Raw genomic sequence first — 25,198 nt, forward strand, 5'->3', positions numbered from 1 at the left:
GGCGCGGGCGTTCCCGGTCAGCCGCGCGCGAACAGCATGACGAGCGAGGTCACCAGGGCGACGACGCCGAGCCCGAGCATCCCGACGGCGAGGAGTGCCACCGCGCGGACAGCCGGCGACCCCTGCGTCAGCCGCATCCGGTTGAGGGACCCTCGGCGGATGAAGATGTCGGTCATGTCGGCGTCGCCGATGTGGTGCTGCTGCTCGTGGGTCAGATGCGCCTCGCCCACGCCGCCGTCCTCGTCGAACCAGCGCACCAGCCGACCGTGCTCGGACGCCTCGACGACGGCCCGCACCGGCACCCAGGTGCCGTCGAACAGGTACATGATGAGCGCGACTCCGGCGAGCAGCGCGCCCATGCCGAACCCGATCCACGAGAAGATCTCGGCGAGGGCGTCGATCGCCTGGGGCACCGCACCACCGTCCTTCGCATACGGAAAACGGCCGCTCCCGCGGCCGTTCCGGTTCTGAGCCACCTAAGGGAATCGAACCCTTGACCTATTCATTACGAGTGAATCGCTCTGCCGACTGAGCTAAGGTGGCGCGCCTCGCTTGCGCGATGCACAAGCAACGATCTTACAGGGTCTCGGGAGTGCTCGCGAACACCGCGGGGTGCACCGCGGCGGGCGCACCGCTGCCGCGCCGGCAGCCGCTCGGTGTCGACGTGTTACGGCCGGGTTCGGACGAGAGGCGGACGCCACGTAGGTTCGAACGCGGTCCGCGACGAAGCGTGCGCGGTCCGGTGGATCGAGCACGCGGCCACCCGCCGACACGGGCCTCGATCCACAGGAGCACGCACATGTCCACGCCCAAGAAGCTCACCGCAGCAGCAGCACTCGCACTCCCCCTCGCCCTCCTCCTCGCCGGCTGTGCCGGTAGCGGGACGGATGCCGCGGCCGACGCCCCCGCCGGGGACGAGGTCGTGCGCATCGGCGTCGTCGGCGCCGGGGAACCGTACTGGGAAACCTACAAGGAGGCCGCCGCCGAAGAGGGCATCGAGGTGGAGCTCGTCGACTTCACCGAGTACTCGCAGCCCAACCCCGCTCTGTCTGCGGGCGAGCTCGACCTCAACCAGTTCCAGCACATCATCTACCTCGCCACCTACAACGTGCAGAGCGGCGACGACCTGCAGCCGATCGGCGCCACGGCGATCTACCCGCTCGGCCTCTACTCGACCCAGTACGACTCCGTCGACGACATCCCCGAGGGCTCGACGGTCGCCATTCCCAACGACGAGTCGAACGGCGCGCGCGCCCTGCTGGTGCTGCAGTCCGCGGGCCTCATCGAGCTCGAGGACGGCGGCTCACCCTTCTCGACTCCTGCCGAGGTCATCGAGGCGGAGTCGAAGGTGCGCGTCGAAGCTGTCGCCGCGGACTTCACCGCGTCGTCGCTTCCCGACTTCGCCGGCGCGATCGTGAACAACGACTTCGTCACGAAGTCCGGTCTGACGGAGGACGAGCTGCTCGCGCAGGACGACCCCGCCGACCCGTCGGCCTTCCCGTACATCAACATCTTCGCCGCGAAGGCGGAGGACGCCGACAACCCGACCTACCTCAAGCTCGTGGAGATCTATCAGAACACCAAGGCCGTGCAGGACGGCGTCCTGGAGGCGTCGGGCGGCACCGCCGTCCTCGTCAAGACGCCCGTCGACGAGCTCCTCACGTCGCTCACCGACGTCGAGGACGACATCCGCGCCAACTCGTAAGCCCGCCACACCGCGGCACTCGCCTGTGCGGCCCGCCGGCGCCTCGTGCGCCCGGGCCGCATACGCGCGTTCCGCCGAGGAGCACCCATGACCCTCATCCGCCTGACCGGCGTGACCAAGACCTTTCCGGCATCCGCCAAGGACGGCGCAGACGTCGTCGCCGTCGACGACGTCTCGCTCGACGTGGCAGCAGGCGAGGTGTGCGGCATCATCGGCTACTCGGGCGCCGGCAAGAGCACCGTGCTGCGCCTGGTGAACGCGCTGGAGACCCCCACCGCCGGCACCGTCGAGATCGACGGCCGCGACATCACGCGCCTTCGCGAGCGCGAGCTGCGTGAGCTGCGCGGCGACATCGGCATGATCTTCCAGCAGTTCAACCTCTTCGAGTCGCGCACTGTGGCGAAGAACGTCGCCTACCCCCTCGAGGTCGCCGGGCGCCCGCGGGCCGAGATCGCGGCGCGCGTCGATGAGCTGCTGCGCTTCGTCGGGCTCGCGGACAAGGCCCGCAGCTACCCCGAGCAGCTCTCGGGCGGGCAGAAGCAGCGCGTCGGCATCGCCCGCGCTCTTGCGACGAGCCCGCGGATCCTGCTCGCGGACGAGGCGACCAGCGCGCTCGACCCCGACACGACGCAAGAGGTGCTGGCGCTCCTCGCACGCATCAACGCGGAGCTCGGCGTCACCATCCTCGTCATCACGCACGAGATGGACGTCATCCGCACGCTCGCCGACCGGGTCGTCGTGATGGAGAACGGCCGCGTCATCGAGAGCGGCGCGGTCTTCGACGTGCTCTCGGCGCCCCGGCATGCGGCGACACGCAGGTTCGTCGCCAGCATCATCGAGGACGTGCCCGCCGGCGACCAGCTGCGCACGCTGCAGGATCGCCACCCCGGGCGGATCGTGACGTTCACCGTGCGCGAGGGGGATGTCACCCAGGCCGACGTGTTCGCCGCGCTCTCGTCGCACGGCGTGCGGTTCGAGCTCATCCACGGCGGGATCAACGACATCGCCGGGCGCGTTTTCGGGCATCTCACCCTGGCACTGACCGGAGAGCCGGATGCCGTGCAGCAGGCGATCGACGCCGCTTCGGCGTTCGCGCCGCTCATCGAGGAGGACGCCCGTGGATAGGCTCGTCGATCTGCTTCCCGAGCTCTGGGCCGCAACGGCCGAGACCCTGTACGTGGTGTCGCTGAGCCTCGTGTTCGGCGGCATCGCGGGCCTGTTCGTCGGGCTGGCGCTCTACGCGACGCGACCCGGGAGTCTCTTCCCGAACCGGTTCCTCTTCGGGACCATCAACGTGATCGTCAACTTCTTCCGCCCGATCCCGTTCGTGATCCTGCTCGCCGCGGTGCAGCCGATCGCCCGGAGCCTCGGCATCCCGGGCATCGGGCCGGAGTTCGGCATCTTCGCGATCACCATCGCGTCGCTGTTCGCGATCAGCCGCATCGTCGAGCAGAATCTGCTCACGGTCCGCCCCGGTGTCATCGAGGCCGCCCGCGCCACCGGCGCCAGCCGCTCACGGATTCTCCTGCGCCTGCTCCCCCGCGAGGCCCTCGGCCCCCTGATCCTCGGCTACACGTTCATCGTCGTGGCCCTCGTCGACATGACAGCCATCGCCGGCGCGGTGGCCGCCGGAGGCCTCGGCGAGTTCGCGATCGTCTACGGCTTCAAGCAGTTCAACCCGTGGGTCACGTGGGCGGCGGTGCTCGTCATCATCGTGATCGTCCAGGCCGTGCAGTTCATCGGCAACGCACTCGCACGTCGCGTGCTGCGCCGCTGACCGCTGGGGCGACCCCGCCACCGATGAGAGAAGCGGATGCTGCGGCTGCGGCATCCTCCCCACGCCCTCTCCACGCATCGCTTCGCGCTGCGCGGAGCCTCGGGGCGCGTGGACCCACCTCGGGGATAGGCGGTCGCCACGCTTCCGGCTCCTATTCGCAGCGCAGGCCGTCCTCGGGCGGGGTGCCGTCGAGCAGATACGTCTCGACGGCAGAGTCCACGCACGCGTTGCCCTTGTTGTAGCCGGTGTGTCCCTCGCCGACGCGGGTCACCAGGACGCCGGACGACAGCTGCTCGGCCAGTGACACCGACCACTCGTACGGAGTCGCGGGATCGTTCGTGGTGCCCACCACGACGATCGGAGCGGCGCCCTCGGCGGTGATGCGCTCCCGGACGCCCGTCGCCGGGTACGGCCAGACCTCGCAGGGATCCGGGCCGCTCCAGTACGGTGCGACCGTCGGCGCCTCGGCCGCCAGCAGCGCCTGGGCATCGGCCTGCTGCTGCTCGGTCGCGTCCACGGGATAGTCCATGCAGTTGTACGCGCGGAAGGCCTCGGTCGAGTTGTCGAGGTAGGCGCCGTCCTGCCGGTTGTAGTAGAAGTCCGCCAGCTGGAAGGCCAGGTCGGCGTTGCCCTGGAGGACCTCGGTGAGCGCCATGGTGAGGTAGCTCCAGCTGTCCTGCGAATACAGTGCCGAGACGATCGTGGTCATGAGCGAGTCGGCGCCGAGCATGCGGCCGTCCGCGTTGAGGATGGGGTCGCCGTCCACCTCCGCGAGGAGCGTGCCGAGATCGGTCATCGCCTGATCGACGCTTCCGCGGAACGGGCACTCGTCGTCGTTCAGGCAGTCCGCCATGTATGCCCGCAGCGCCGACTCGAAGCCGATCCCCTGCGTGATGCCGACATCCAGCCCCGGAATCGACGGATCGATGGCACCGTCGAGCACGAGGCGTCCGACCTTCTCGGGGAACAGCTTGGCGTAGGTCGCACCCAGGAACGTGCCGTACGAGTAGCCGAGGTAGTTCAACTGCTCGTCGCCCAGCACGGCGCGCATCATGTCCATGTCGCGAGCGGAGTTGTCGGTCGTGATGTACGGGAGGATGCCGTCGCTGCTCGCCTCGCACGCCTCGCCGAAGGCCGCGTGGCGTGCGAGCAGCTCGTCGGTCCAGGCATCCGTCCCGCGCTCGTTCTCGGGGATGTCGAACAGGTAGGCGTCCATGTCCGCCGCGTCGTAGCACGTCACGGCGGTCGACTCGCCGACGCCGCGGGGATCGAAGCCGATGACATCGAACTGCTGGCGCACCGGGTCGCTCACCGCGAACGACACCGAGTCGCGGATCAGCGCCACTCCGCTGGACCCGGGCCCGCCGGGATTCGTCAGAAGGGATCCGATCGGCTCGCCGCCGCCCTCGGCGCGACTGCGGATCAGCGAGAGCTCGATGTCGCCCTTCGACGGATCGGCCCAGTCCAGCGGTGCGGTGACGGTGGCGCAGTCGAAGTCACCGCTGCAGGAGCTCCAGTCGAGCGTCTGCTCGTAGTACGGCAGCAGCTCGGCCGGCACCCCGTCGGTGTCGGCCGTCTTGCTCGTGGTGGGGCGAGGCGCCGCATCGGGGATCATGCTGGAGAGGCAGCCGCTCAGGGCGACGGATGCCGCGACGAGGCCGGCCACGACCGCCACGGCCTTCGTCCTGATGCCGAGCCTGCCGGACTGCGAGGAGCCGGGTCGGCGGGGGCGGGTCGTGTTCACGGGATCCTTCCGCTCGCAACGGTGACGAGCATGCTCTCGAGGGCGAGTGCGGGGGCGGCGTTGAGTTCGAGGTTCTCACGGGTCACGCCGATGCGGTCGACGACCGTCAGGGTGCGCTCGGGCGTCCACGCCGCGGCGAGGGCGCGCAGGTCGGACTCGAGTTCCCGGTTGATGAGCACGGCGTCCCGGCCGAACTGCAGCATCAGCACGTCGCGGAACATCGACTCCAGGTCGGTCAGCACGCGATCGATGCCGTCGCGCAGGCTGCGCGTGGCGCGGCGCTTCTGCTCGTCCTCGAGCGCCGAGAGCTGCGAGCGCACCGCCGGTGGGATCGCTCCGCCCTCGGCGATGCCGAGCGTGCGCAGGAGCGACGAGCGCTCGGCCTCGTCCCGCTCCGCCGTGAGCGCCTTGGCGTCATCGGTCGCGGCAGAGACGATCGCGCCGGCCACCTCGACCGCGTCGCCGACCCCTCGCACGGCCAGCACCCCTCGCAGGGTGGCGTCGCGACGCGCGCGGGCTGCGGCATCCGTCGCCAGCCGCTGGGCCATGCCGATGTGACGCTGCGCGTGCCGGGCGGACTGCTCGGCGATCGCCGGATCGACTCCGCTGCGCCGCACGATCAGGTCGGCCACGTCGGCGATGTCGGGCTCGCGCAGGCGCAGCGTGCGCACACGGGAGCGGATCGTGGGCAGGAGGTCGGCATCGCTCGGCGCGCAGAGCACCCACACGGTGCGCTCGGGAGGCTCTTCGAGGGCTTTCAGCAACACGTTCGAGGTGCGCTCGGCCATGCGGTCGGCGTCTTCCATGACGATCACGCGGTACCGGCCGAGCGAGGGCGAGAAGTACGAGCGCTCCACCAGCGCGCGGGCGTCCTTGATCGAGATGATGACGCCCTCGGTGCGGAGCGCCGTGAGATCGGGGTGGGTGCCGGCCAGCACCTGCTGCATCGCTCGCTCGTCGCCTGGCTCGGCGATGAGCGCCGCGGCGAACGCGTGCGCCAGCGTCGAACGGCCCGAGCCGGGAGGGCCGGTGATCAGCCACGCGTGGGTCATCGACGCGGGGTCGGATGCCGCCTCCCGCAGTGCGGCGACCGCCTCCGGCTGCCCCCACACATCGCCCCACGGCACGGCCGCTCCGCCACCCGCGGCGTCGCGCGCGTCGCGCTCGTTGGCGTCGGCGGGCAGGGTCGCGGCATCCATCCCGCCCAGCCTAACCGCGGGGGCTGACAGCGCGCGCTTCGGTCGATGCCCTGCGCGACCACGTCTCGAGGTCAGGAGATGTGGCGAAGGCAGGACGATCTGCGGCCAAACGTCCTACCCCGGTGAAATCACCTGATCTCGCAACAGACACAAGCGCGGGAACCACCCCGCCTCGGGGAAGTCCGTCCGCACGGGACATCCGTCAGGGCATCCCTCCCGGAGCATCCCTCCGCACGGGGGCATCCGCGCGTCACCAGATCAGGAGATGTGGCGAAGGCAGGACGATCTGCGGGCAACTCTCCTACCCCGGCGTAATCACCTGAAGTCGGAACGGACGCCGGCGGCCCGGCGTACGGTCAGCCCAGCAGGGTCTGCACGCGCTCGCGCACAGCGGCAGCGAGCTCATCGGCCGGCCGGGACGCGTCCAGCACGAGGAAGCGGTCGGGCTCCGCGTCGGCGAGGGAGAGGAACTCGGCCCGCACGCGCGCGTGGAAGTGCTCCTTCTCGGCCTCGAGCCGGTCGAAGGGCTTGTCGTCGGCGTCGAGCCGCGCGCGGGCGGCCGCCGGGTCGAGGTCCAGGAGCACGGTGACGTCGGGAAGCAGGCCTTCGGTCGCCCACAGCGAGAGGTCGCGCACCTCGTCGCGGCCGAGCACACGCCCGGCGCCCTGGTAGGCGACCGACGAGTCGAGGTAGCGGTCCTGGATCACGACCTCGCCCCGGGAGAGGGCCGGGCGCACGAGGGTCTCGATGTGGTGGGCCCGGTCGGCGGCGTACAGCAGCGCTTCGGCGCGCGGCGCGACCTCGCCCCGGTGATGCAGGACGATGTCGCGGATCAGCACGCCCACCTCGGTGCCGCCCGGCTCGCGGGTGCGCACGACCGTGCGGCCGGCATCCGTCAGCCACTCCTCGAGAAGCGCCGCCTGGGTGGTCTTGCCGACGCCGTCACCGCCCTCGAACGTGACGAACAGCCCGGTGGCCGTCTGTGGGCCCTCGGCGGGCGCGGATCGCGGGGCCGGGTCCGCCGTCACTTCTTCGCCGCGGGCTTGCGGGTGGTGGTCGTGCGCCGCGCGGGGCGCTTCGCCGGACCCTTCGCCCGCTTGTCGGCCAGGAGCTGCACGGCACGCTCGAACGTGACCTCCATCGCGTCCTCGCCGCGCGGGATCGTCGCGTTCGTCTCGCCGTCGGTGACGTACGGCCCGAAGCGACCGTCCTTGAGCTTGATCGCCTTGCCGCTGGTCGGGTCGGCCTCGAACTCCTTGAGGGCCGAGCTCGCGCCGCGCGCGCCGTACTTCGGCTGGGCGTAGACCGCGAGCGCCTCTTCGAGCGTGATGTCGAAGATCTGCTGCTCGCTCTGCAGCGTGCGCGAGTCGGTGCCCTTCCTGAGGTACGGACCGTAGCGGCCGTTCTGCGCTGTGATCGGCGTCTGGGCCTCGGGGTCGATACCCACGGTGCGGGGCAGGTCGAGCAGCTGCAGCGCCGTGTCGAGGTCGATGGTGTCGACCGACATCGACTTGAAGAGCGACGCCGTGCGCGGCTTGGGCGCCGCTTCCTTCTTGGCGCCGCGCTTCTTCGGCGCCGGCTCGGGCTCGGCGACCGCGACGACCTCGCCGGTCGCCTCGTCGACCTCTTCCGCCGCGGGCGGGTCGGTCTCCTGCACATACGGGCCGAAGCGGCCGTCCTTCACGACCACGAGCTTGCCGTTGGCGGGGTTCTCCCCCAGCACGCGGTCGCCCGCGACCGGGGCGTCGATGAGCTCCTGCGCGCGTGCCGGGGTCAGCTCGTCGGGGGCGAGGTCCTCGGGGATGTTGACGCGCCGGGGCTCGGCATCCGGATTCTCCTTGTCGGGCACCTCGAGGTACGGACCGTACTTGCCGAACCGGAGCGTGGCGACATCGTCGATGGGCGTCGAGTTGAGCGCGCGGGCGTCGATCTCGCCGAGGTTGTCGACGATGTTGCGAAGGCCCACCTGGTCGTCGGAGCCGAAGTAGAAGTCCTTCAGCCAGTCCTGGCGCTTCTGCTCGCCACGCGCGATCGCGTCGAGGTCGTCCTCGAGCGCCGCGGTGAAGTCGTAGTCGACGAGGTCGGCGAAGTGCTGCTCGAGCAGGCGCACGACGCTGAACGCGAGCCAGCTCGGGATCAGCGCCTGACCGCGCTTGGTGACGTAGCCGCGGTTCAGGATCACGTCGATGATGCTGGCGAAGGTCGAGGGGCGGCCGATGCCCTTCTCCTCGAGCGCCTTGACCAGGCTCGCCTCGGTGTAGCGCGGCTTGGGGCTCGTGGAGTGCCCCTTCGGCTCGACGTCGCGCAGGCGCAGCACGTCGCCCACCGCCATCGCCGGAAGCGCCTGGTCGTCGGACTTGTCGACGTCGCTGCGCTTCTCGTCGCGGCCTTCTTCGTACGCCTCGAGGAAGCCCTTGAACGTGTAGACGGTTCCGGATGCCGTGAACTCGGCGCGGCGGGCGCCTGCCGCGACCTCGAGGGTCACGGTGGTGGTCTCGTACTTCGCGTCGGACATCTGGCTGGCCATCGTGCGCTTCCAGATGAGGTCGTACAGGCGCAGCTCGTCGCGATCGAGCTGCCCCGAGACGTCGGAGGGGGTCCGGAACGTCTCGCCCGACGGGCGGATCGCCTCGTGCGCCTCTTGCGCGTTCTTGCTGTTGTTGCGGTAGGTGCGCGGGTTGAGCGGCACCGACGCGGCGCCGTACATCGCGACCGCCTGCTCGCGCGCGGCCTGGATGGCCTGCGTCGACAGCGCGGTCGAGTCGGTGCGCATATAAGTGATGTACCCCTTCTCGTAGAGCCGCTGTGCGACGCCCATGGCGTGCTTTGCGCTCATCGAGAGCTTGCGACCGGCCTCCTGCTGGAGCGTCGAGGTCGTGAAAGGGGGCTTGGGGCTGCGGGTTCCGGGCTTGGACTCGAGAGCGGTGACGGATGCCTCGGCCGCCGCTTCGATCGCCGCGGCGAGCTCGCGCACCTGCGCCTCGTCGAGCACGACCACGGCCTTCTTCAGCTGGCCCTTGTCGTCGAAGTCGGTGCCGCGGGCGAGCACGGCGCCGTCGACGCGCGCCAGACGCGTCGAGAACGACTCGTCGATGCCCTGCGGGCGGTTGGGCGCGGCGAGCGCCTCGATGTCCCAGTAGGACGCCGACACGAACGCCATCCGCTCGCGTTCCCGGTCGACCACGAGCCGCGTCGCGGCGGACTGGACGCGCCCGGCCGACGTGCCCTGCTGCACTTTGAACCAGAGCACAGGGCTGACGTCCCAGCCGTACAGGCGGTCGAGGATGCGGCGGGTCTCCTGGGCGTCGACGAGCGCGAGGTCGAGCTCGCGCGTGTTCCCGACAGCAGCCTGGATGGCGTCCTTGGTGATCTCGTGAAACACCATGCGCTTGACCGGCACCTTGGGCTTCAGCGTCTGCAGCAGATGCCATGCGATGGCTTCGCCTTCGCGATCCTCATCGGTGGCGAGCAGGAGCTCGTCCGCCCCCTTCAGCGCGCGCTTGAGCTCGGCGACGGTCTTCTTGCCGCGCTCGCTCTCGACGTAATAAGGGTCGAAGCCGTTGTCGACATCGATCGAGTACTTCCCGTACGCCTGCTTCTTGTCTGCCGGGATGTCGCGCTTGTCCGCGAGGTCGCGGATATGGCCGACCGAGCTCAGCACCTCGTAGCCGTCGCCGAGATACCCCTGGATCGACTTCATCTTCGTCGGTGACTCGACGATGACGAGCTTCTTGCCTTCTGCCAACGGGGGCGTCCTTTCTTCGACGCAAACCATACACGCCAGTTCTCGGTACGGGCGCTGTGAGCCCGGATCAGGGTGGGGGGCCCGCACGGGCGGAGGTCCGCGCGGTGACCGCTCCGAGCTGCAGCGAGACGGTGATCGTCGCGACCAGTTCGTCGAGATCGCAGGCGTCCACGACCGCTCCGAACGTGCCCGCGACCTCTGCCGCACGGGCGCACGGGATGCCGGGGACCGCGCCGGACGCGGCATCCGCGGCCGCCAGCGCGCCGGCGTCCGCTGCCGACGCGAGACGCTGCCCCGCGACGGCCGCAGCCCCCGCCATCGCGAGCCCGGACGTGAGGAGTGCTGCGGCGGCCACGATACCGGTGACGGCCATGGTTCCCGGCATCAGGCGCCGCCGCCGTCTGTGTGGGCTCCTGCGCCGGCCGTACGCGCGCCGCCGCGCCGCGCGGCATCGCGCTCGGTCCCGATGGCGCGGCAACCGCCGACGCAGGGCGCTGGGCGGGTGAGCCGGGCGCGCTCGCACCCGCTCACAGTCCGCCGCTCACAGTCCACCGCCGAGGGCGCAGCCGGTGGCCTCGATCCGGAAGCCGAACAGTGCAGATGCCGATGCGCTCACGCACACCAGGTCGCCGCGTGGGGCGATCTCCACGGACGCCCCCGCCACCGCCGCCGACACGGCGTCACGTGCTCGCTGATCGGGCTCGCCGCGGGCGCTGAGGCGTGCGGCATCGGCGACGGCGTCCTGCAGCCGCACCTGGCGTGCCGCTCCGGCGAGCGCCCCGACGCCGAGGACGAGCACCAGCACGATGGCGGGCAGCGCGACCGCGAACTCGGCGACGACCGCACCACCGTCGGCACTGGGCCGCAGGCGCTTGTCGGCACTGGGCCGCAGGCGCTTGCCGGCACTGGGCCGCAGGCGCTGGTCGTCGCCCAGCCGCGGACGGGTCATGCCACCGTGAGCGCGCGGCGCACGAGCTCCGTGAGGATGCCGCGCACCTCGTCGCTGCGCATGATGACGACGAGGAGACCCGCGAAGGCCACCGCCGCCATGGTCGCGATGGCGTACTCCGCGGTTGCCGCACCGGCATCGTCGGCCAGTCCGTGGCCGGAACCGCCCGGGCGGAACAGCCGCTCGGCGCGTCGGCGGGTGAGACGCGGCACAGGGGTGGTGGTCCAGAGGAAGGGCATGTGGTTCTCCGTTCGATGGAAGGGGTGTGCGGGCACGGTCTGGAGTATGGACGCGATGAGGCGGCCGTGAGCGACGCGATGGCGATCTCGCCGCCGAGAGCAGGTATGCGGCGACCGGTGCGGCCGTCACAGCGAGACCGACATCGTCGACATGACGCTCAGCATCATCGGGGCGACGCCGAGGAGGAGGAACGCGGGCAGCGTGCAGACGCCGAGCGGAAGGAGCAGCCGCGAGGACAGGCGGGCGACCCGCAGTCGTCCATCGATGCGGGCGCGGTGGCGCGCGTGGGCCGCCGAGGCGCGCAGCAGCTCCACCGCCGGCACACCGGCGCTCTGCGAAAGCGCCAGCACGGCCTCCACCCCGTCGCTCTCGCCGCCAGGCGCGGCAGGGTCTGCTCGCGCCGGCGCATCACCACGCGGTTCCCCGGTGCGTGAGCCCGGGCCGCGCAGGGTGCGGGCATCGCGCACGACCGCGCGTGCGCGATCGATCGAGACGCCGCCGGTCAAGGCGATCGCGATCAGCTCGGCGTCGAGACCGGGCACGTCGCCGGCGGTCTGCGCACTGCGGACCAGCCGCGCCGTCCATCTTTGTGCGACGACGATGAGCACGGCGCCGCCGGCGAGGCAGGCGATGCCCAGCGGGTTCGTGAACAAGGTCCCGAACGTGTCGAAGCCGAGCGCAGCGCCCAGCCCCACGGCGACCAGCGGCAGCCAGCTCATGAGACGCGCCGTGCCGGCGGGCTCGGCGAGCGCGACCCGAACGTCGTCGGCGGCCTCGTGGGCGTCGCGCAGCGCGACCGCCAGCCCGCGCAGGCACTCCGCCAGCGGCGCTCCGACGACCAGGGCGACCTGACAGGCGATCCCCACTTCACGCCAGGCGCCCGGCCCTGCGGTCGCGATCGCCTGTGGCAGCGGCATCCCTTCTCCGATCGACGACGCCACGTGCACGGCCGCCGGATCCCCGCGGTGCGCGAGATGCTCCCACGCCCGCGCCGGAGACACCCCGGCCTGCAGCAGCACCGCGAGCCGCAGCACCGTCTCGGCGACGTCAGCCGCCTGCGAGGAGGACGAACTCTTCGCCACCGGCAGCGACCGCCGGGGCGGCGCGACGCCTCGTCGCCCGCTCGTCCGCCGCGCGTGCGGCACGCGGCGCTGCGTCATTCCGCGTCCCATCGCGCCTCCTCGATTGCGAGGCGGCCGTCGCCGTCTACCACCGGACGCCCGGCCGACGCGATCCGACGCGCGCCGTTCGCACCTCGTTCGACGTGCAGCACGAGTCCGATCGCACTCGCCGCCTGGCGGGCGAGCGCCCGATCGTCGAGCCCTGCCAGGGCACCGAGCGCCTCGAGCCGCGCAGGCACGTCGTGCAGGCTGTTCGCGTGCACCGTGCCCGCGCCGCCGTCGTGACCGGTGTTGAGAGCTGAGAGCAGCTCCCGCACCTCGTCGCCACGACACTCGCCGACCACCAGCCGGTCCGGGCGCATACGCAGCGCTTCGCGCACCAGCCGCGCCAGGCCGATTCCTCCGGTGCCCTCGATGTTGGGCTGACGCGCCTCCAGACGAACGTGATGGGGATGCGCGATGCGCAGCTCGGCGACGTCTTCGATCGTGACGATCCGCTCGTGCGCCGGTGCCTCCGCGAGCAGCGCGGCGAGGAGCGTCGTCTTGCCCGCACCCGCCGCTCCGGAGACCAGCAGGTTCACCCGCCCGTCGATCGCCTCGCCGAGCCGGCGCCGGACGCCGTCGCCGAACATGCCGGCGCGCGCCAGATCGTCGAGCGTCGCGACGTCGAGGCGGGGCACGCGGATCGACAGCACCGTGCCTTCGGGGGCGATGGGCGGCAGCACCGCGTGTACGCGGATGCCGCCCTCCAGCCGGACGTCCACGCACGGCGACGCGTCGTCGATGTGACGCCCGCCGGCGCCGATGAGGGCGACGGCGAGATCGCGCACCTCTTCTTCTGTTGCGCGCCACTCGCGCGCCGAGACGGCTCCCGCGCCGCGATCGACGAACAGCCCATCAGCGCCGTTGACGAACAGGTCGGTGACATCGGGATCGTCGAGGTACGCCGCTAACGGCGCGAGTGCCGGATGCCGCACCACCGGCACCCGCGGCGGCCGCGGGGCGGATCGGCCGTCGCCAGACTGCTCTCGTCCCCGGGGCGGGGCGGCCTCCCCCGGCGCGCCCTCACGCCGGTGTGCGCCGGTGACACTCGTGCGGGCGGGCGCGTCGAGCCGCAGGGGCACCCATGCCTGCCGCGATCCGCCTCCCCCAGGTGCTCGCCCAGCGCGCCCGACCGGCACGTCGGCCACCGCCGCGCGCGCCCCGTCGGCCGCGACATCGGCGCCAGCGCCCGCGATGCGCGCCGCGGCACCGACGGGACCCGTGCCTGCGCGTCCCGACGACGGGCGGGCCGCGGCATCCCATCGGTCCTTCGCCACTGCAGCGGCGGAGACGCCGGCGCGAGGTCGGGCGACGAAAGGTGCGGACATGCTTCGACGCTAGAAGCGCCGCGCGCGGAGCACCGGTCGAGCCGGACGATCCGTGGATGAGCGGCGCAGAACCAGGGCTGGGGAGGAACGGACGCCACGCCATATCGGCGGGACCGCTCCCAGAAAAGAGTGGCGGCATCCCATGGGGGGAATGGGATGCCGCCAAGCGCGGGCCCGGAATCGGGGGGTGACGTCGGGCTCCGCAATGCCAGAATCGATGTTCGGCCAACGGTCAGCATATGCGAGGAAGGGGGCCTCACAAAACGAAAAGGAGAGGATTCTCACTGATATATCGGTCGAGTCCAACATCGCAGGGGCTACCCACTATCGGGGGTAGCCGGCTCCGGCCCCGCTGGGTACATTTCCTGGCAGACTCGCCGGCGCCCGTCGGCCTCCCTCAAGCCCGCAAAGGAGCGCGCTCCCATGACCGAACAGTCCCCCCTCACGCAGTCCAGCAGCAGCCAGATCGACCACCTCCTGAACGAGGATCGACGCTTCGCACCAAGCGACGACTTCGCCGGCAACGCCGTCGCGACCGCCGAACTCTACGAGCAGGCGAAGACCGATCGGCTCGGCTTCTGGGCTGAACAGGCGCGCGATCTCCACTGGCACCGGCCCTTCACCGAGGTGCTGGACTGGTCGAACCCGCCGTTCGCCCAGTGGTTCGCCGACGGTGAGCTCAACGTCGCCTACAACTGCCTCGACCGCCATGTCGAGGCAGGCAACGGGGACCGCGTCGCACTGCTCTGGGAGGGTGAACCCGGCGACGAGCGTCGCGTCACCTATGCCGAACTCACCGACGAGGTGAAGCGGCTCGCGAACGTTCTCGAAGGGCTCGGGATCGGTCAGGGCGACCGCGTCGCGATCTACCTGCCGATGATCCCCGAGGCGGTCGCCTCGATGCTGGCGGTGGCGCGCATCGGCGCCATCCACTCCGTCGTGTTCGGCGGCTTCTCGGCCGACAGCCTGCGCGCGCGCATCGATGACGCCGGCGCCAAGCTCGTGATCACCGCCGACGGGGGCTACCGCAAGGGCAAGGTCTCGCCGCTGAAGCCCGCCGTCGACTTGGCGCTCGGCGACCGCGGCACCGGCGCGCAGGAGACGGTCGAGCACGTCCTGGTCGTCAAGCGGGGCGACAACGAGGTCGATTGGACAGACGACCGCGATCTGTGGTGGCACGATGTCGTCCCGGCCGCCTCCGGCGAGCACGAGGCTCAGCCCTTCCCGGCCGAGAACCCGCTGTTCATCCTCTACACGTCGGGAACCACCGGAAAGCCCAAGGGCATCCTCCACACCTCCGGCGGCTACCTCACGCAGTCGGCGTTCACCAACAAGGTCGTGCACGACATCCACCCCGAGACCGACGTCTACTGGTGCACGGCCGACATCGGCTGGGTCACCGGCCACTCGTACGTCACCTACGGTCCGCTCGCCAACGGCGTGACCCAGGTGCTGTACGAGGGGACTCCGGATGCCCCGCACCCGGGTCGCTGGTGGGAGATCGTGCAGAAGTACGGGGTCACGGTGCTCTACACGGCGCCGACCGCGATCCGCTCGTTCATGAAGCTCGGCCGCGCCATCCCCCAGCAGTTCGACCTGTCATCGCTGCGGCTCCTCGGCTCGGTGGGCGAGCCCATCAACCCCGAGGCGTGGATGTGGTACCGCAAGATCATCGGCGGCAAGACGGCGCCGATCGTCGACACGTGGTGGCAGACCGAGACGGGTTCGGTCATGATCTCGGCCCTCCCCGGCGTCACCGAGACGAAGCCCGGCTCGGCGCAGGTGCCGCTTCCCGGCATCTCGATCGACGTCGTCGACGAGGACGGCACGCACGTCGGCAACGGCAACGGCGGGCTCCTCGTCGTCACGGAGCCGTGGCCGTCGATGCTGCGCGGCATCTGGGGTGACCCGGAGCGCTTCGTCGAGACGTACTGGGAGAAGTTCCAGAAGCAGGGCTACTACTTCGCCGGCGACGGGGCACGCCTCGACGATGACGGCGACGTGTGGCTGCTCGGCCGCGTCGACGACGTCATGAACGTGTCGGGGCACCGCCTGTCGACCACCGAGATCGAGTCGGCGCTGGTCGCGCACGAGGCCACCGCCGAGGCCGCCGTCGTCGGCGCCTCCGACGAGACCACCGGGCAGGCCGTCGTTGCCTTCGTCATCATCAAGCAGTCCTTCCTCGACGAGCACGATGTGGAGGGCCTGGGCCAGACGCTCCGGCAGTGGGTCGGCGAGCAGATCGGCCCGATCGCCCGCCCGCGCGACGTCTACATCGTGGGCGAGCTGCCCAAGACTCGCTCCGGCAAGATCATGCGCCGCCTGCTCCGCGACGTCGCCGAGGGCCGCGAAGTCGGCGACACGACGACGCTCGCCGACACGGCCGTCATGTCGGTGATCTCCGCCCAGGTGAAGTAGGTCGCGGGAGGCTCGGGGCGTTCGTCTCGCTCAACGACCGACATCGGACGAACGAGGAGAGCGGATGCCGCAGCCCAGGGCTGCGGCATCCGCTCTTCGTTCGCGTCGCCTGAGCGGAATGCGCGTCAGGCGTAGGAGAAGACGACCTCGACCTCGACGGGGGCGTCGAGCGGCAGCACCGGGACGCCCACGGCGGACCGGGCGTGCGTGCCGGCGTCGCCGAAGATGTCGCCGAGGACCTCGCTGGCGCCGTTGATGACGCCCGGCTGCCCCGTGAACTCGGGCACGGATGCCACGAAACCCGTGACCTTCACCACGCCGGTGAGCCGGTCGACCCCGCCGACAGCGGCCGCGGCGGCGGCGATGGCGTTGAGGGCGCTCTGACGGGCGTATCCCTTCGCGTCATCCGCGGGGACGAGGCCTTCGCCCTCCCCGACCTTGCCGGTCGCCGGGAGGGCACCCGACACCATCGGCAGCTGGCCGGCGGTGTAGACGAGGTCGCCGTGCGCCTTCGCGGGCACGTAGGCGGCGACGGGCGGCACCACACCGGGAAGGGCGATGCCGAGTTCGGCGAGACGGTCGCTCACGCTCATGGTCATGCCCCCTCGAACTGCTGGGCGGCCTGGGCCGCGGCATCCAGTCCGGCGTTCTGCTGACCGCCGCCGGCGGGGCGCTTGAAGTAGGCGACCAGGCCGCCCTCAGGACCAGGAACGACCTGGACGAGCTCCCAGCCCTGCTTGCCCCAGTTGTTGAGGATCGCGGCGGTGTTGTGGATCAGCAGGGGCGTGGTGAGGTACTCCCACGTCGTCATCGCGACTCCTCGGGTATGCGGAAAGGACGGCAGGTGAAGGCTGGGAAACACCTCGGCGGGCGCACGTCTCTGAGGGAATCGCCCAGGTATCTCCCCTACGATCAACCCTATGCCTGATACCAAACGCACGGCCACAGGTGTGCTCGGCGGCCTCGCCGGGCTCGTAGGCCTCAGCGCCGCAGCCGGTGTCCTCATCGCAGCGACCGTCACCCCCGCGGTCGCGATCACGAGCACTGCGGCCGAGCGCGCGATCACGATGTTCGACAATCTGCCGAGCTCGCTCGAGATCGACAAGCTCATGCTCCCGAGCAACTTCTACTACACCGACCCGGCGAGCGGGCAGCCGCAGCTCATGACGCAGTTCCTCGAGCAGGACCGCACGCCGGTCAACTTCGACCAGATCAACCCCGTCATGTACGACGCGCTTCTCTCCAGTGAGGACCCGCGCTACTACCAGCACGGCGGCATCGACCTCATCGGAACCACGCGCGCGCTGCTCTCCAACGCCGGAGGCGCCTCAGAGACCCAGGGCGGGTCGTCGATCAGCCAGCAGTACGTCAAGAATGTGCTGATCCAGAAGTGCGAGCAGAACGCCGCCACGGAGTACGAGACGAACGACGCCGGCGAGGTGGTCATCGACGAGGCGACCGGTCTGGCGAAGGAGAAGGTCAGCCGCGATCAGGCGCTGCTCAACTGCTGGGTCGAGGCGACGACGGCCGAAGGTGCCGAGGGATACAGTCGCAAACTGCAGGAGATGCGCTACGCGATCGCGCTCGAGCAGAAGTACTCCAAGAACGACATCCTGCTCGGGTACCTCAACATCGCCAACTTCGGCGGCATCACCTACGGCATCGAAGCCGCTGCCCGTCGATACTTCAACAGCACCGCCGCGAATCTCACCGTCGCGCAGGCGGCGACGCTCGCGGGCATGGTGCAGAATCCGAACAGCTACCGCATCGACAAGGTCGGCGGATCGATCACCAGCTCCGACGGAACGACCTTCAACAAGGCACCGGACGGCGTGATCGACGAGGGCGCCAAGCTCGGCGTCCTGGATGACCTCGTCGCCTCCGGTGAGATCACCGAAGAGCAGAAGCTCGCCGCCGCCGACGGATACACCTCGACGAAGGTGCGCCAGCTCTACGTGCTGAGTCGCCTGCTCGAGGACGGCAAGATCACGCGCGAGCAGTACGTCGAGGCGGCCGCCTGGCCCATCACGCCCGATGTCGTCGAACCCAAGACCGGTTGCGCGAATGCGGGAGGCGCGGCGTATTTCTGCCAGTACGTCAAGTACGTGATCCTCAACGACCCCGCGTTCGGTGAGACCGTGGAAGCGCGTCAGGACACCCTCCAGCGCGGCGGACTCAGCGTCTACACGACCCTCGACCCGCGCATCCAGGGCCCCGCCGAGCAGGCGATGGCCACCTACGCGCCGACCAGCATCCAGATGCGGCAGGGGACGACCCAGCCGCAAGCGGGCCGCTTCGGCTCGACCACGGTCAGCATCGAGGCGACGACCGGGCGGGTCCTGGCGATGGCGCAGAACACGAAGTTCAGCGAGGATGCCGCCAATGCCCCGGACTGGAACTTCTCGTCGCAGGTGTATGCCGGCGACCAGACCTTCGGCGCGTCGACCGGCTTCAACGCGGGATCGACGTTCAAGCTCTTCACGCTCCTCGACTGGCTCGAGAAGGGCCACTCCGTGAACGAGACGCTCAACGGCACGCTGCGCATCTTCAAGAAGATGACCGTGTGCGGCGAGACCTGGTTGAACACAGCCACGAAGCCGACGGGCAACTTCGGCAAGGACCCCGGACGGATCGGCACTCCGATGCAATTCACTGCCTCGTCGCTGAACACCGGCTACTTCGCCATGGCCGAGAAGCTCGACCTCTGCGACATCGGAAACGTCGCCACCAAGCTGGGCGTCATCGATACGTACAGCAACGCGCCGGTCAAGATGGACGGCCTCAACACCGTCATCGGCACGGCCAACGTGTCGCCGCTCGCGATCGCCGAGGCCTACGCGACGGTCGCCAACAACGGCGTGTACTGCCAGCCGCAGGTGATCGACCGCGTGACCGATTCGGACGGCAACGAACTGCCGAAGCCGCAGCGCGCGTGCAGCCCGGTGGTGGATCCGAAGGTGGCGGCGACCGCGGCCTACGCGCTGCAGGGTGTGATGAACGGCGGAACCGGTGCTCAGGGCAAGCCGCGCGACAACGTGCCGCTCATCGGCAAGACCGGTACCCACGAAGAGCTCCAGTCGTGGCTGGTCGAGTCCAGCACCAAGGTCGCGACCGCGACCTGGGCAGGCAACGTCCAGGGCGGTGGGGACATCTTCAAGACCTCCCACAACGGGGTTCGTCTCTCCGACATCCGCTACCGCATCACCCGGGACGTCCAAGGCGCGGCCAACGCCGCGTACGGCGGCGACCGGTTCGCGACCCCTGACAACGACCTCATCAAGGTGCAGCTGACGGACCTCCCCAACGTAGTCGGCCAGACGATCGAGCAGGCGACGAAGACCCTGACCGACGCCGGCTTCACGGTCGAGGTCGGCGGGCCAGTCGACTCCAACCAGCCCGCGGGCGTCGTGGGTGCCCAGAACCCCGGAGCCGGGAAGGTCGCGGGTGGCACTACGGTCACCATCAACCCCAGCAACGGCGAGGGCCTCACGGTCCCCGACGTGTCGGGTCGCTCGCTCGAGGACGCCAAGAAGGCCCTCCGCAGCGCAGGCTTCGGCAACGTCGGCGACGGCACCTGCACCGCTGACGTCAGCGCCGGTGCGCAGACGCGCACGAGCGGGACCAACCCCGCCGCCGGCAGCGCCGTGAACCGCAACACGGCGATCGCCGTCGACTACACCGCCGCGGTCTGCGGCGGCGGCGGAGGCCGCGGCCCTGGCGGCGACGGCGGTGACGACGACTAGTGCCGTCTGCAGCAACTCGCACCGCCCTCACCGTGCTCGGCACGGTGGGGGCGGTCGGTGCAGGAGCCGCGATCTGGGGCGTCGGCATCGAGCGCTACCTCTTCACCGTCCGCTTCCATGAGGTGCCGGTCCTTGCCGCCGGAGCGGCGCCGATCCGCGTCCTCCACCTGTCCGACGCGCACATGGCGCCCTGGCAGCACCGCAAGCAGGAGTGGATCGCGGCCCTCGCCGAGCTCCAGCCCGACCTCGTGGTCAACACCGGCGACAACATGGGCCACGCCGAAGGGCTTCGCGGCCTGCGCGCGGCGTTCGATCCGCTGCGCGGCATCCCGGGCGTCTTCGTCCACGGCTCGAACGACCATGCCTCCCCTTCGCCGCGCAACCCGCTGAAGTACTTCACCGGGCCGTCGAAGGTGAAGCACACGTCCGAGCCCCTCGACACCCAGGCGCTCGACGACTACCTGACCGACGAGCTCGGCTGGCTCGATCTCAACAATCGTGTCGGGGCTCTGGATGCCGCCGGCCGCCGCATCGCGGCCTTCGGCGTCAGCGACGCCCACCGTGAGTGGGACAAGCTCGAGGTACTCCCCGGGCTGCTGTCGGAACTGCGCAGCAACGAGTCCGCCGATCTCACGATCAGTGTCACCCACGCGCCGTACCGGCGCGTGCTCGACGACTTCGTCGATCTCGGCGCCGACGCCGTCTTCGCCGGCCACACCCACGGCGGGCAGGTGCGTGTGCCCGGCTTCGGCGCGCTCGTCGCCAACTGCGACATTCCGCTGAAGCAGGCGCGCGGGCTGAGCACATGGACGCACGAGGGGCGCACCGTTCCCCTGAACGTCAGCGCCGGTCTCGGACACTCGATCTATGCCCCCGTGCGCTTCGCCTGCCGGCCGGAGGCGTCACTCCTGACGCTCGTCCCCTCGGCGTAACGCACGGTTCCTCCCCAGAGCGGGCGCACGGGCGTTCATCCACAGATCCGTCCGGCAGCGGCGGACGCCGGGCGGCGCTCGCGCAGTCTCTATGTGTGCCGAAGAAACATCGAACACCTCTCGATCCCACACCCCGACCCCTGATCATGCGGCTGCTGTTCGCCCGCCTCCCACTGCCCGCCTACGTACTGATCCTCGCCGGGCTCGTCGTGCTCCTGGTCATCGACGTCGTGGCGCCGCCGCGCGCCGATGCGGCGGAGCGAGGCGTCGGGTTCGGCACGTGGGCGCCCATCTCGGCGTACGGCTGGCACGGCTCGATGCTCATCGACGGCGTCCACACCTACTGCATCACTCCGGGCGCGCCCGCTCCGACCGGACCGAGCACCGACCACGGGATCAGCGGCTCCGCCGCGGGGCTGTCGCTGCAGCAGCTCGCCGGGATCAACCACCTCGTGTCCAGCTACGGACAGACCGAAGATCCCGTTCAGGCGGCCGCGGTGGCGTGGGCGGTCAAGGCCATCGCGAACCGCGAGGAGACGCTCCATGCGTTCGGGTACCGCGGCGATTCGCTGACTGAGGCCATCCATTGGACGCTCTCCGCGCTCGCGCCACAGCACGATCGGGCCGTGCAGGAGCGCGCGGTCGCCTACTACGACGAGGCCACCCGCGCCGCACCGACGCCGACCACGGCGAGCGGAAGTCTGGTGTTCTCGACGGATGCCGCCGACCACCGCAGCGGCACGGTGCGGGTTGACGCAACGAGCGCGGCAACCGGGACGGTGACGCTCGTGAACGCCGTCTTCACCGACTCGGGGTCACCGACACTCGACGGGGCGTCCGTGGGGAGCACGCACTCGATCCGGACGGTGCCGCCGGCAGAAGGGCGGGCGTACGCGGTGAGCGGCACCGGCCGCTTCCGAGCCGGCCTTCCCGCTGCCGTGCGCCACTACACGACGCCGGGTGGGCAGCGGACGGCCGGCCCTGCCGGCGTGATCGAGTTCGAGGTTGCAGGAGCCGACGCCGCCCCGCGCGTCCCGCCGTTCTCGCCGAGCATCTCGACGCGGGTGCCCACGCGAGAGACGGCGGGAGGTCCGTATGTCGACGAGGTCACCTTCGCCGCGGAGGCGGGATCATGGCCGCGGGCCGAGGACGGGTCGTATCTGCCCGTGACCGCCGGCGCCGTCGTCTACCGGACCGACGTGGAGCCGGCGCCCGGCTCGACAGTCCCTGCCGAGGCATCCATCGTCGGCACGCTGCGCGTGACGACCGATCCACTCATCGGTCCGGCGGGCCCGTACACCGTCACCTCCCCTTGGGGAATGACCGCACCGGGCTTCTACACGGCGGTATGGAGCGTGAGCGCCGCCGACCAGGTCGCCGCAGTCGTCGCCCACACCGGGCCGGATTTCGTCTGGGTCGAGCGCTTCGGCGAGCCGTCGCAGATCGCCGTCGTCGCGCCTTCTCCCACCGAGCCGACTCCCCCACCGCCCGCACCGGCGGAGACCCCTGCTCCCGCCGGAGAGGTCGCTCCGAACCCGCCGTCGACCGCTCTCGCCGCCACGGGAACGGATACCGCCGCCGTCCGGGGACCTGCGGCGATCGCCATCGGACTGCTCAGCATCGGCATCGTGATCGTCGCGTCCCGTCGACCCCGGTTCGGAGCACGCCCCGTGATCAGGTAGACTCATGGGGTTGTCAAACGGGGTGTGGCGCAGCTTGGTAGCGCGCTTCGTTCGGGACGAAGAGGCCGCAGGTTCAAATCCTGTCACCCCGACATCAGAGAGGCTCCGCCGGAAGGCGGAGCCTCTCGCATGAAAGGACGGACGCCGTGGCCGACAGCAACTCGCCCCTTCTGGTGGCGTTCGACCTCGATGACACCCTGGCTCCGTCGAAGAGCCAGATCGACCCACGCATCGGCGAACTGCTGATCGCCCTGGCCGAGCGCGTCGAGGTGGCGATCATCTCGGGCGGCCAACTGGCTCAGTTCACGACGCAGGTCGTCGACCGTCTTCCGGATGCCTCGGCCGCCGCCCGCTCGCGGATGCACCTCCTGCCTACCTGCGGCACCCAGTACTACCGCCTGACCGAGGACGAGGTCGTCACCGTCTACAAGCGCTCGCTGACTGACGACCAGAAGTCCCGCGCACTCGCCGCCGTCGAGGGAGAGGCCCGTCGCCTCGGACTCTGGGAGTCCGAGACCTGGGGCGACATCCTGGAGGACCGCGGCTCGCAGATCACGTTCTCGGCGCTGGGCCAGCAGGCGCCGGTCGCGGCCAAGATGGCCTGGGATCCGACCGGCGAGAAGAAGAACGCCCTCCGGGCGGCCGTGGCCGCTCTGCTCCCCGATCTCGAGGTGCGCTCCGGCGGCTCGACGTCGGTCGACATCACCGAGCAGGGCATCGACAAGGCCTACGGCATGCGTCAGCTCGCCGAGCAGACCGGCATCGCCCTCGACGACATGCTCTTCGTCGGCGACCGTCTCGATCCGGACGGCAACGACTACCCCGTCCTCGCGATGGGCGTCGCCTGCCACGCGGTCGACGGCTGGGAGGACACCGCCGTGTACCTGGAGCAGCTCATCCCCACGCTCCCCGTCCGCGTCTGACCCGACTGCCACGCGCTGGCGTGAGCCCCATGCGTTTCGTCCCGCTCGTTCCTCGCTCGCTCAACGACCGGGTCAAGGCAGCGGTCGTTGAGCGAGCGAAACGTCGAAGGGATCAGCCCTGAGGGCGCGACGCGGTGCCCTTCGACGCGGTGGTCTTCGCGGGACCGGATGCCGCAGCATCCGTCTTCCCGTTCGCCGTCGTCCGCGGGGACCGCGCCGCGGCACCTGACGCCACGCGCACGCGCGGTGCGCCGCCGCCGACGGCCGCGGCCGACGCGCCCGCGAGGGGCATGAGGCGGGTGAGCTGCGTGACGTGGCGCGGCTCCAGCTCGGCGATGGACGAGACTCCGAGGAGCTTCATGGTGCGCTCGATCTCGCTGCGGAGGATGGCGATCGTGCGGTCGACGCCCTGACGCCCGCCGGCCATGAGCCCGTAGAGGTATGCGCGGCCGATCAGCGTGAACTTGGCGCCGAGCGCGATCGATGCCACGATGTCGGCGCCGTTCATGATGCCGGTGTCGACCATGACCGTGGCGTCCTTGCCGACCTCGCGCACCACCTCGGGCAGAAGGCGGAACGGAATCGGCGCGCGGTCGAGCTGACGGCCGCCGTGGTTCGACAGGATGATGCCGTCGACGCCGGCATCGATGAGCCGCTTCGAGTCGTCGATGTTCTGGACGCCCTTGACCACGATCTTGCCCGGCCAGATGTCGCGGATGATCGCGAGGTCGTCGTAGCTGATCGTCGGGTCCATCGCGGAGTTGAGCAGTTCGCCCACGGTGCCGCCCGTCGTCGAGAGGGAGGCGAACTCGAGCTTCGGCGTGGTGAGGAAGTCGTACCACCACCACGGCCGCGGGATCGCGTTGATGATCGTGCCGAGGGTCAACTGGGGCGGGATGGAGAACCCGTTGCGCTTGTCGCGCAGGCGCGCGCCCGCGACGGGCGTGTCGACGGTGAACTGCAGCGTGTCGAAGCCGGCGGCCGCCGCGCGGCGCGCAAGGTTGTACGAGATCTCGCGGTCGCGCATGACGTACAGCTGGAACCAGTTGCGTCCGTGCGGGTTGGCCTTCTTCACGTCCTCGATCGACGTCGTGCCGAGCGTCGAGAGCGTGAACGGGATGCCGGCGGCACCGGCCGCACCCGCCCCGGCCGTCTCGCCCTCGGTCTGCATGAGCCGCGTGAAGCCGGTCGGCGCGATGCCGAACGGCAGCGCCGACGGACCGCCGAGGATCTCGGTCGACATGTCGACGTACTCGGCCGGACGCAGGATGTCGGGGTGGAACTCGACGTCCTCGAACGCCTGGCGCGCACGGGCGAGCGAGAACTCGCCCTCGGCGGCGCCGTCGGTGTAGTCGAAGGCCGCTTTGGGTGTGCGGCGCTTGGCGATCGTCCGGAGGTCGTGGATCGTCAGCGCCGCCTCGAGCCGGCGCTTGCGGCCGTCGAGTTCGGGCTTCTTGAACTGCATGAGCTCGAGCAGCTCTGCGGGCTTGGGGAGTTGGCGCTGGACCATGGGGGTGCCTTTCAGGAGGTCGGATCCGTCGCGGCGGGTCCGGGGGTGGGGGTGGCGGCGCGGGCGAGGCCCGCCGATGCGTAGTAGCCCACGATGTGGTCGTGGACGAGGGTGCGGGCACGGGCCGCATCGCCCGCGTC

General features: G+C 70.3%; 21 protein-coding genes and 2 tRNA genes. 9 read left to right on the forward strand and 14 right to left on the reverse strand.

Annotated elements, in window-relative coordinates:
• Window positions 1-17: 17 nt before the first annotated feature.
• Window positions 18-413: a hypothetical protein gene (locus B1729_RS11870; RefSeq protein ID WP_163620540.1), complete on the reverse strand. Its 396-nt coding sequence runs from the start codon at window positions 411-413 to the stop codon at window positions 18-20.
• A 57-nt stretch (window positions 414-470) separates the two neighbouring features.
• Window positions 471-543 (reverse strand) — tRNA-Thr (locus tag B1729_RS11875).
• Window positions 544-799: 256 nt separating this feature from the next.
• Between B1729_RS11875 and B1729_RS11880 the strand changes: the two genes are divergently transcribed.
• The 3 genes from B1729_RS11880 to B1729_RS11890 all read left to right on the forward strand — a co-directional run bounded on the left by B1729_RS11880 (window position 800) and on the right by B1729_RS11890 (window position 3,482).
• Window positions 800-1,705: a MetQ/NlpA family ABC transporter substrate-binding protein gene (locus B1729_RS11880; RefSeq protein ID WP_163620539.1), complete on the forward strand. Its 906-nt coding sequence runs from the start codon at window positions 800-802 to the stop codon at window positions 1,703-1,705.
• 87 nt (window positions 1,706-1,792) lie between these two features.
• Complete coding sequence (locus tag B1729_RS11885; RefSeq protein WP_163620538.1) at window positions 1,793-2,830, forward strand: ATP-binding cassette domain-containing protein; 1,038 nt, start codon at window positions 1,793-1,795, stop codon at window positions 2,828-2,830.
• The gene (locus B1729_RS11890) at window positions 2,823-3,482 is read left to right on the forward strand and encodes a methionine ABC transporter permease (protein ID WP_163620537.1); all 660 of its coding nucleotides are present in this window, start codon (window positions 2,823-2,825) and stop codon (window positions 3,480-3,482) included. Before B1729_RS11885 ends, B1729_RS11890 begins: the two co-directional genes overlap by 8 nt.
• Before the next feature lie 151 nt (window positions 3,483-3,633).
• Here B1729_RS11890 and B1729_RS11895 read toward each other — a convergent pair whose 3' ends face one another.
• From B1729_RS11895 to B1729_RS11935, 9 genes are all read right to left on the reverse strand, one after another.
• Window positions 3,634-5,226 carry an alpha/beta hydrolase gene (locus B1729_RS11895; protein ID WP_163632889.1) on the reverse strand — a complete coding sequence of 531 codons (1,593 nt, stop codon included), beginning with the start codon at window positions 5,224-5,226 and terminating at the stop codon, window positions 3,634-3,636.
• Window positions 5,223-6,425, reverse strand: coding sequence for a DNA polymerase III subunit delta' (locus B1729_RS11900; protein WP_239539607.1), 1,203 nt, complete (start codon window positions 6,423-6,425; stop codon window positions 5,223-5,225). The genes B1729_RS11895 and B1729_RS11900 overlap by 4 nt, the downstream gene beginning before the upstream one ends.
• Window positions 6,426-6,781: 356 nt before the next feature.
• Window positions 6,782-7,453, reverse strand: a complete 672-nt coding sequence (gene tmk / locus B1729_RS11905; protein ID WP_163632891.1) for a dTMP kinase — start codon at window positions 7,451-7,453, stop codon at window positions 6,782-6,784.
• Entirely contained in the window at window positions 7,450-10,170 is a 2,721-nt protein-coding gene (gene topA, locus B1729_RS11910) for a type I DNA topoisomerase (RefSeq protein WP_163632893.1), read from the reverse strand. Before topA ends, tmk begins: the two co-directional genes overlap by 4 nt.
• Window positions 10,171-10,237: 67 nt before the next feature.
• Window positions 10,238-10,555 (reverse strand): helicase, encoded by a 318-nt coding sequence (locus B1729_RS11915; protein ID WP_163632895.1) that lies wholly within the window; start codon window positions 10,553-10,555, stop codon window positions 10,238-10,240.
• Between the two features lie 156 nt (window positions 10,556-10,711).
• Window positions 10,712-11,119 (reverse strand): TadE family type IV pilus minor pilin, encoded by a 408-nt coding sequence (locus B1729_RS11920; protein ID WP_239539608.1) that lies wholly within the window; start codon window positions 11,117-11,119, stop codon window positions 10,712-10,714.
• Window positions 11,116-11,358, reverse strand: coding sequence for a DUF4244 domain-containing protein (locus B1729_RS11925; RefSeq protein ID WP_163632897.1), 243 nt, complete (start codon window positions 11,356-11,358; stop codon window positions 11,116-11,118). Before B1729_RS11925 ends, B1729_RS11920 begins: the two co-directional genes overlap by 4 nt.
• Window positions 11,359-11,484: 126 nt before the next feature.
• Window positions 11,485-12,531: a type II secretion system F family protein gene (locus B1729_RS11930; protein ID WP_239539609.1), complete on the reverse strand. Its 1,047-nt coding sequence runs from the start codon at window positions 12,529-12,531 to the stop codon at window positions 11,485-11,487.
• Window positions 12,516-13,466: a TadA family conjugal transfer-associated ATPase gene (locus B1729_RS11935; protein WP_163619365.1), complete on the reverse strand. Its 951-nt coding sequence runs from the start codon at window positions 13,464-13,466 to the stop codon at window positions 12,516-12,518. The genes B1729_RS11930 and B1729_RS11935 overlap by 16 nt, the downstream gene beginning before the upstream one ends.
• An 807-nt stretch (window positions 13,467-14,273) precedes the next feature.
• Between B1729_RS11935 and acs the strand changes: the two genes are divergently transcribed.
• Window positions 14,274-16,268 carry an acetate--CoA ligase gene (gene acs, locus B1729_RS11940; protein WP_163619323.1) on the forward strand — a complete coding sequence of 665 codons (1,995 nt, stop codon included), beginning with the start codon at window positions 14,274-14,276 and terminating at the stop codon, window positions 16,266-16,268.
• A gap of 125 nt (window positions 16,269-16,393) precedes the next feature.
• On the opposite strand, the gene B1729_RS11945 is transcribed toward acs, so the two are convergent.
• Both B1729_RS11945 and B1729_RS11950 read right to left on the reverse strand, forming a co-directional pair.
• Window positions 16,394-16,861: a RidA family protein gene (locus B1729_RS11945; protein WP_163632911.1), complete on the reverse strand. Its 468-nt coding sequence runs from the start codon at window positions 16,859-16,861 to the stop codon at window positions 16,394-16,396.
• A gap of 2 nt (window positions 16,862-16,863) precedes the next feature.
• The gene (locus tag B1729_RS11950; RefSeq protein ID WP_163619321.1) at window positions 16,864-17,079 is read right to left on the reverse strand and encodes a DUF4177 domain-containing protein; all 216 of its coding nucleotides are present in this window, start codon (window positions 17,077-17,079) and stop codon (window positions 16,864-16,866) included.
• Between the two features lie 109 nt (window positions 17,080-17,188).
• Here B1729_RS11950 and B1729_RS11955 point away from each other — a divergent pair, with 109 nt between their 5' ends.
• The 5 genes from B1729_RS11955 (at window position 17,189) to B1729_RS11975 (ending at window position 23,548) form a co-directional block, all read left to right on the forward strand.
• Window positions 17,189-20,011, forward strand: coding sequence for a transglycosylase domain-containing protein (locus B1729_RS11955; RefSeq protein ID WP_163619319.1), 2,823 nt, complete (start codon window positions 17,189-17,191; stop codon window positions 20,009-20,011).
• Entirely contained in the window at window positions 20,011-20,943 is a 933-nt protein-coding gene (locus B1729_RS11960; RefSeq protein ID WP_163619317.1) for a metallophosphoesterase, read from the forward strand. The genes B1729_RS11955 and B1729_RS11960 overlap by 1 nt, the downstream gene beginning before the upstream one ends.
• Window positions 20,944-21,038: 95 nt before the next feature.
• Entirely contained in the window at window positions 21,039-22,625 is a 1,587-nt protein-coding gene (locus B1729_RS11965) for a hypothetical protein (RefSeq protein WP_163632899.1), read from the forward strand.
• 18 nt (window positions 22,626-22,643) lie between these two features.
• Window positions 22,644-22,717 (forward strand) — tRNA-Pro (locus tag B1729_RS11970).
• Between the two features lie 54 nt (window positions 22,718-22,771).
• Complete coding sequence (locus tag B1729_RS11975; RefSeq protein WP_163619313.1) at window positions 22,772-23,548, forward strand: HAD-IIB family hydrolase; 777 nt, start codon at window positions 22,772-22,774, stop codon at window positions 23,546-23,548.
• Between the two features lie 112 nt (window positions 23,549-23,660).
• On the opposite strand, the gene B1729_RS11980 is transcribed toward B1729_RS11975, so the two are convergent.
• Window positions 23,661-25,058 carry an alpha-hydroxy acid oxidase gene (locus B1729_RS11980; protein ID WP_163632901.1) on the reverse strand — a complete coding sequence of 466 codons (1,398 nt, stop codon included), beginning with the start codon at window positions 25,056-25,058 and terminating at the stop codon, window positions 23,661-23,663.
• Window positions 25,059-25,198: the final 140 nt, after the last annotated feature.

It is taken from the genome of Microbacterium sp. B35-04 (genome assembly GCF_010634885.1).
In the GTDB taxonomy this organism is placed as follows: Bacteria; Actinomycetota; Actinomycetes; order Actinomycetales; family Microbacteriaceae; genus Microbacterium.

Excerpts from the sequence above, each read along its gene's own strand:
- B1729_RS11950 (WP_163619321.1), bottom strand. The coding sequence starts at position 17,079 with ATGACGACGTGGGAGTACCTCACCACGCCCCTGCTGATCCACAACACC.
- B1729_RS11900 (WP_239539607.1), bottom strand. The coding sequence starts at position 6,425 with ATGGATGCCGCGACCCTGCCCGCCGACGCCAACGAGCGCGACGCGCGC.
- B1729_RS11930 (WP_239539609.1), bottom strand. The coding sequence starts at position 12,531 with ATGGGACGCGGAATGACGCAGCGCCGCGTGCCGCACGCGCGGCGGACG.
- B1729_RS11955 (WP_163619319.1), top strand. The coding sequence starts at position 17,189 with ATGCCTGATACCAAACGCACGGCCACAGGTGTGCTCGGCGGCCTCGCC.
- B1729_RS11880 (WP_163620539.1), top strand. The coding sequence starts at position 800 with ATGTCCACGCCCAAGAAGCTCACCGCAGCAGCAGCACTCGCACTCCCC.
- B1729_RS11885 (WP_163620538.1), top strand. The coding sequence starts at position 1,793 with ATGACCCTCATCCGCCTGACCGGCGTGACCAAGACCTTTCCGGCATCC.
- B1729_RS11925 (WP_163632897.1), bottom strand. The coding sequence starts at position 11,358 with ATGCCCTTCCTCTGGACCACCACCCCTGTGCCGCGTCTCACCCGCCGA.
- B1729_RS11915 (WP_163632895.1), bottom strand. The coding sequence starts at position 10,555 with ATGCCGGGAACCATGGCCGTCACCGGTATCGTGGCCGCCGCAGCACTC.
- acs (WP_163619323.1), top strand. The coding sequence starts at position 14,274 with ATGACCGAACAGTCCCCCCTCACGCAGTCCAGCAGCAGCCAGATCGAC.
- B1729_RS11945 (WP_163632911.1), bottom strand. The coding sequence starts at position 16,861 with ATGAGCGTGAGCGACCGTCTCGCCGAACTCGGCATCGCCCTTCCCGGT.
- B1729_RS11920 (WP_239539608.1), bottom strand. The coding sequence starts at position 11,119 with ATGACCCGTCCGCGGCTGGGCGACGACCAGCGCCTGCGGCCCAGTGCC.
- B1729_RS11980 (WP_163632901.1), bottom strand. The coding sequence starts at position 25,058 with ATGGTCCAGCGCCAACTCCCCAAGCCCGCAGAGCTGCTCGAGCTCATG.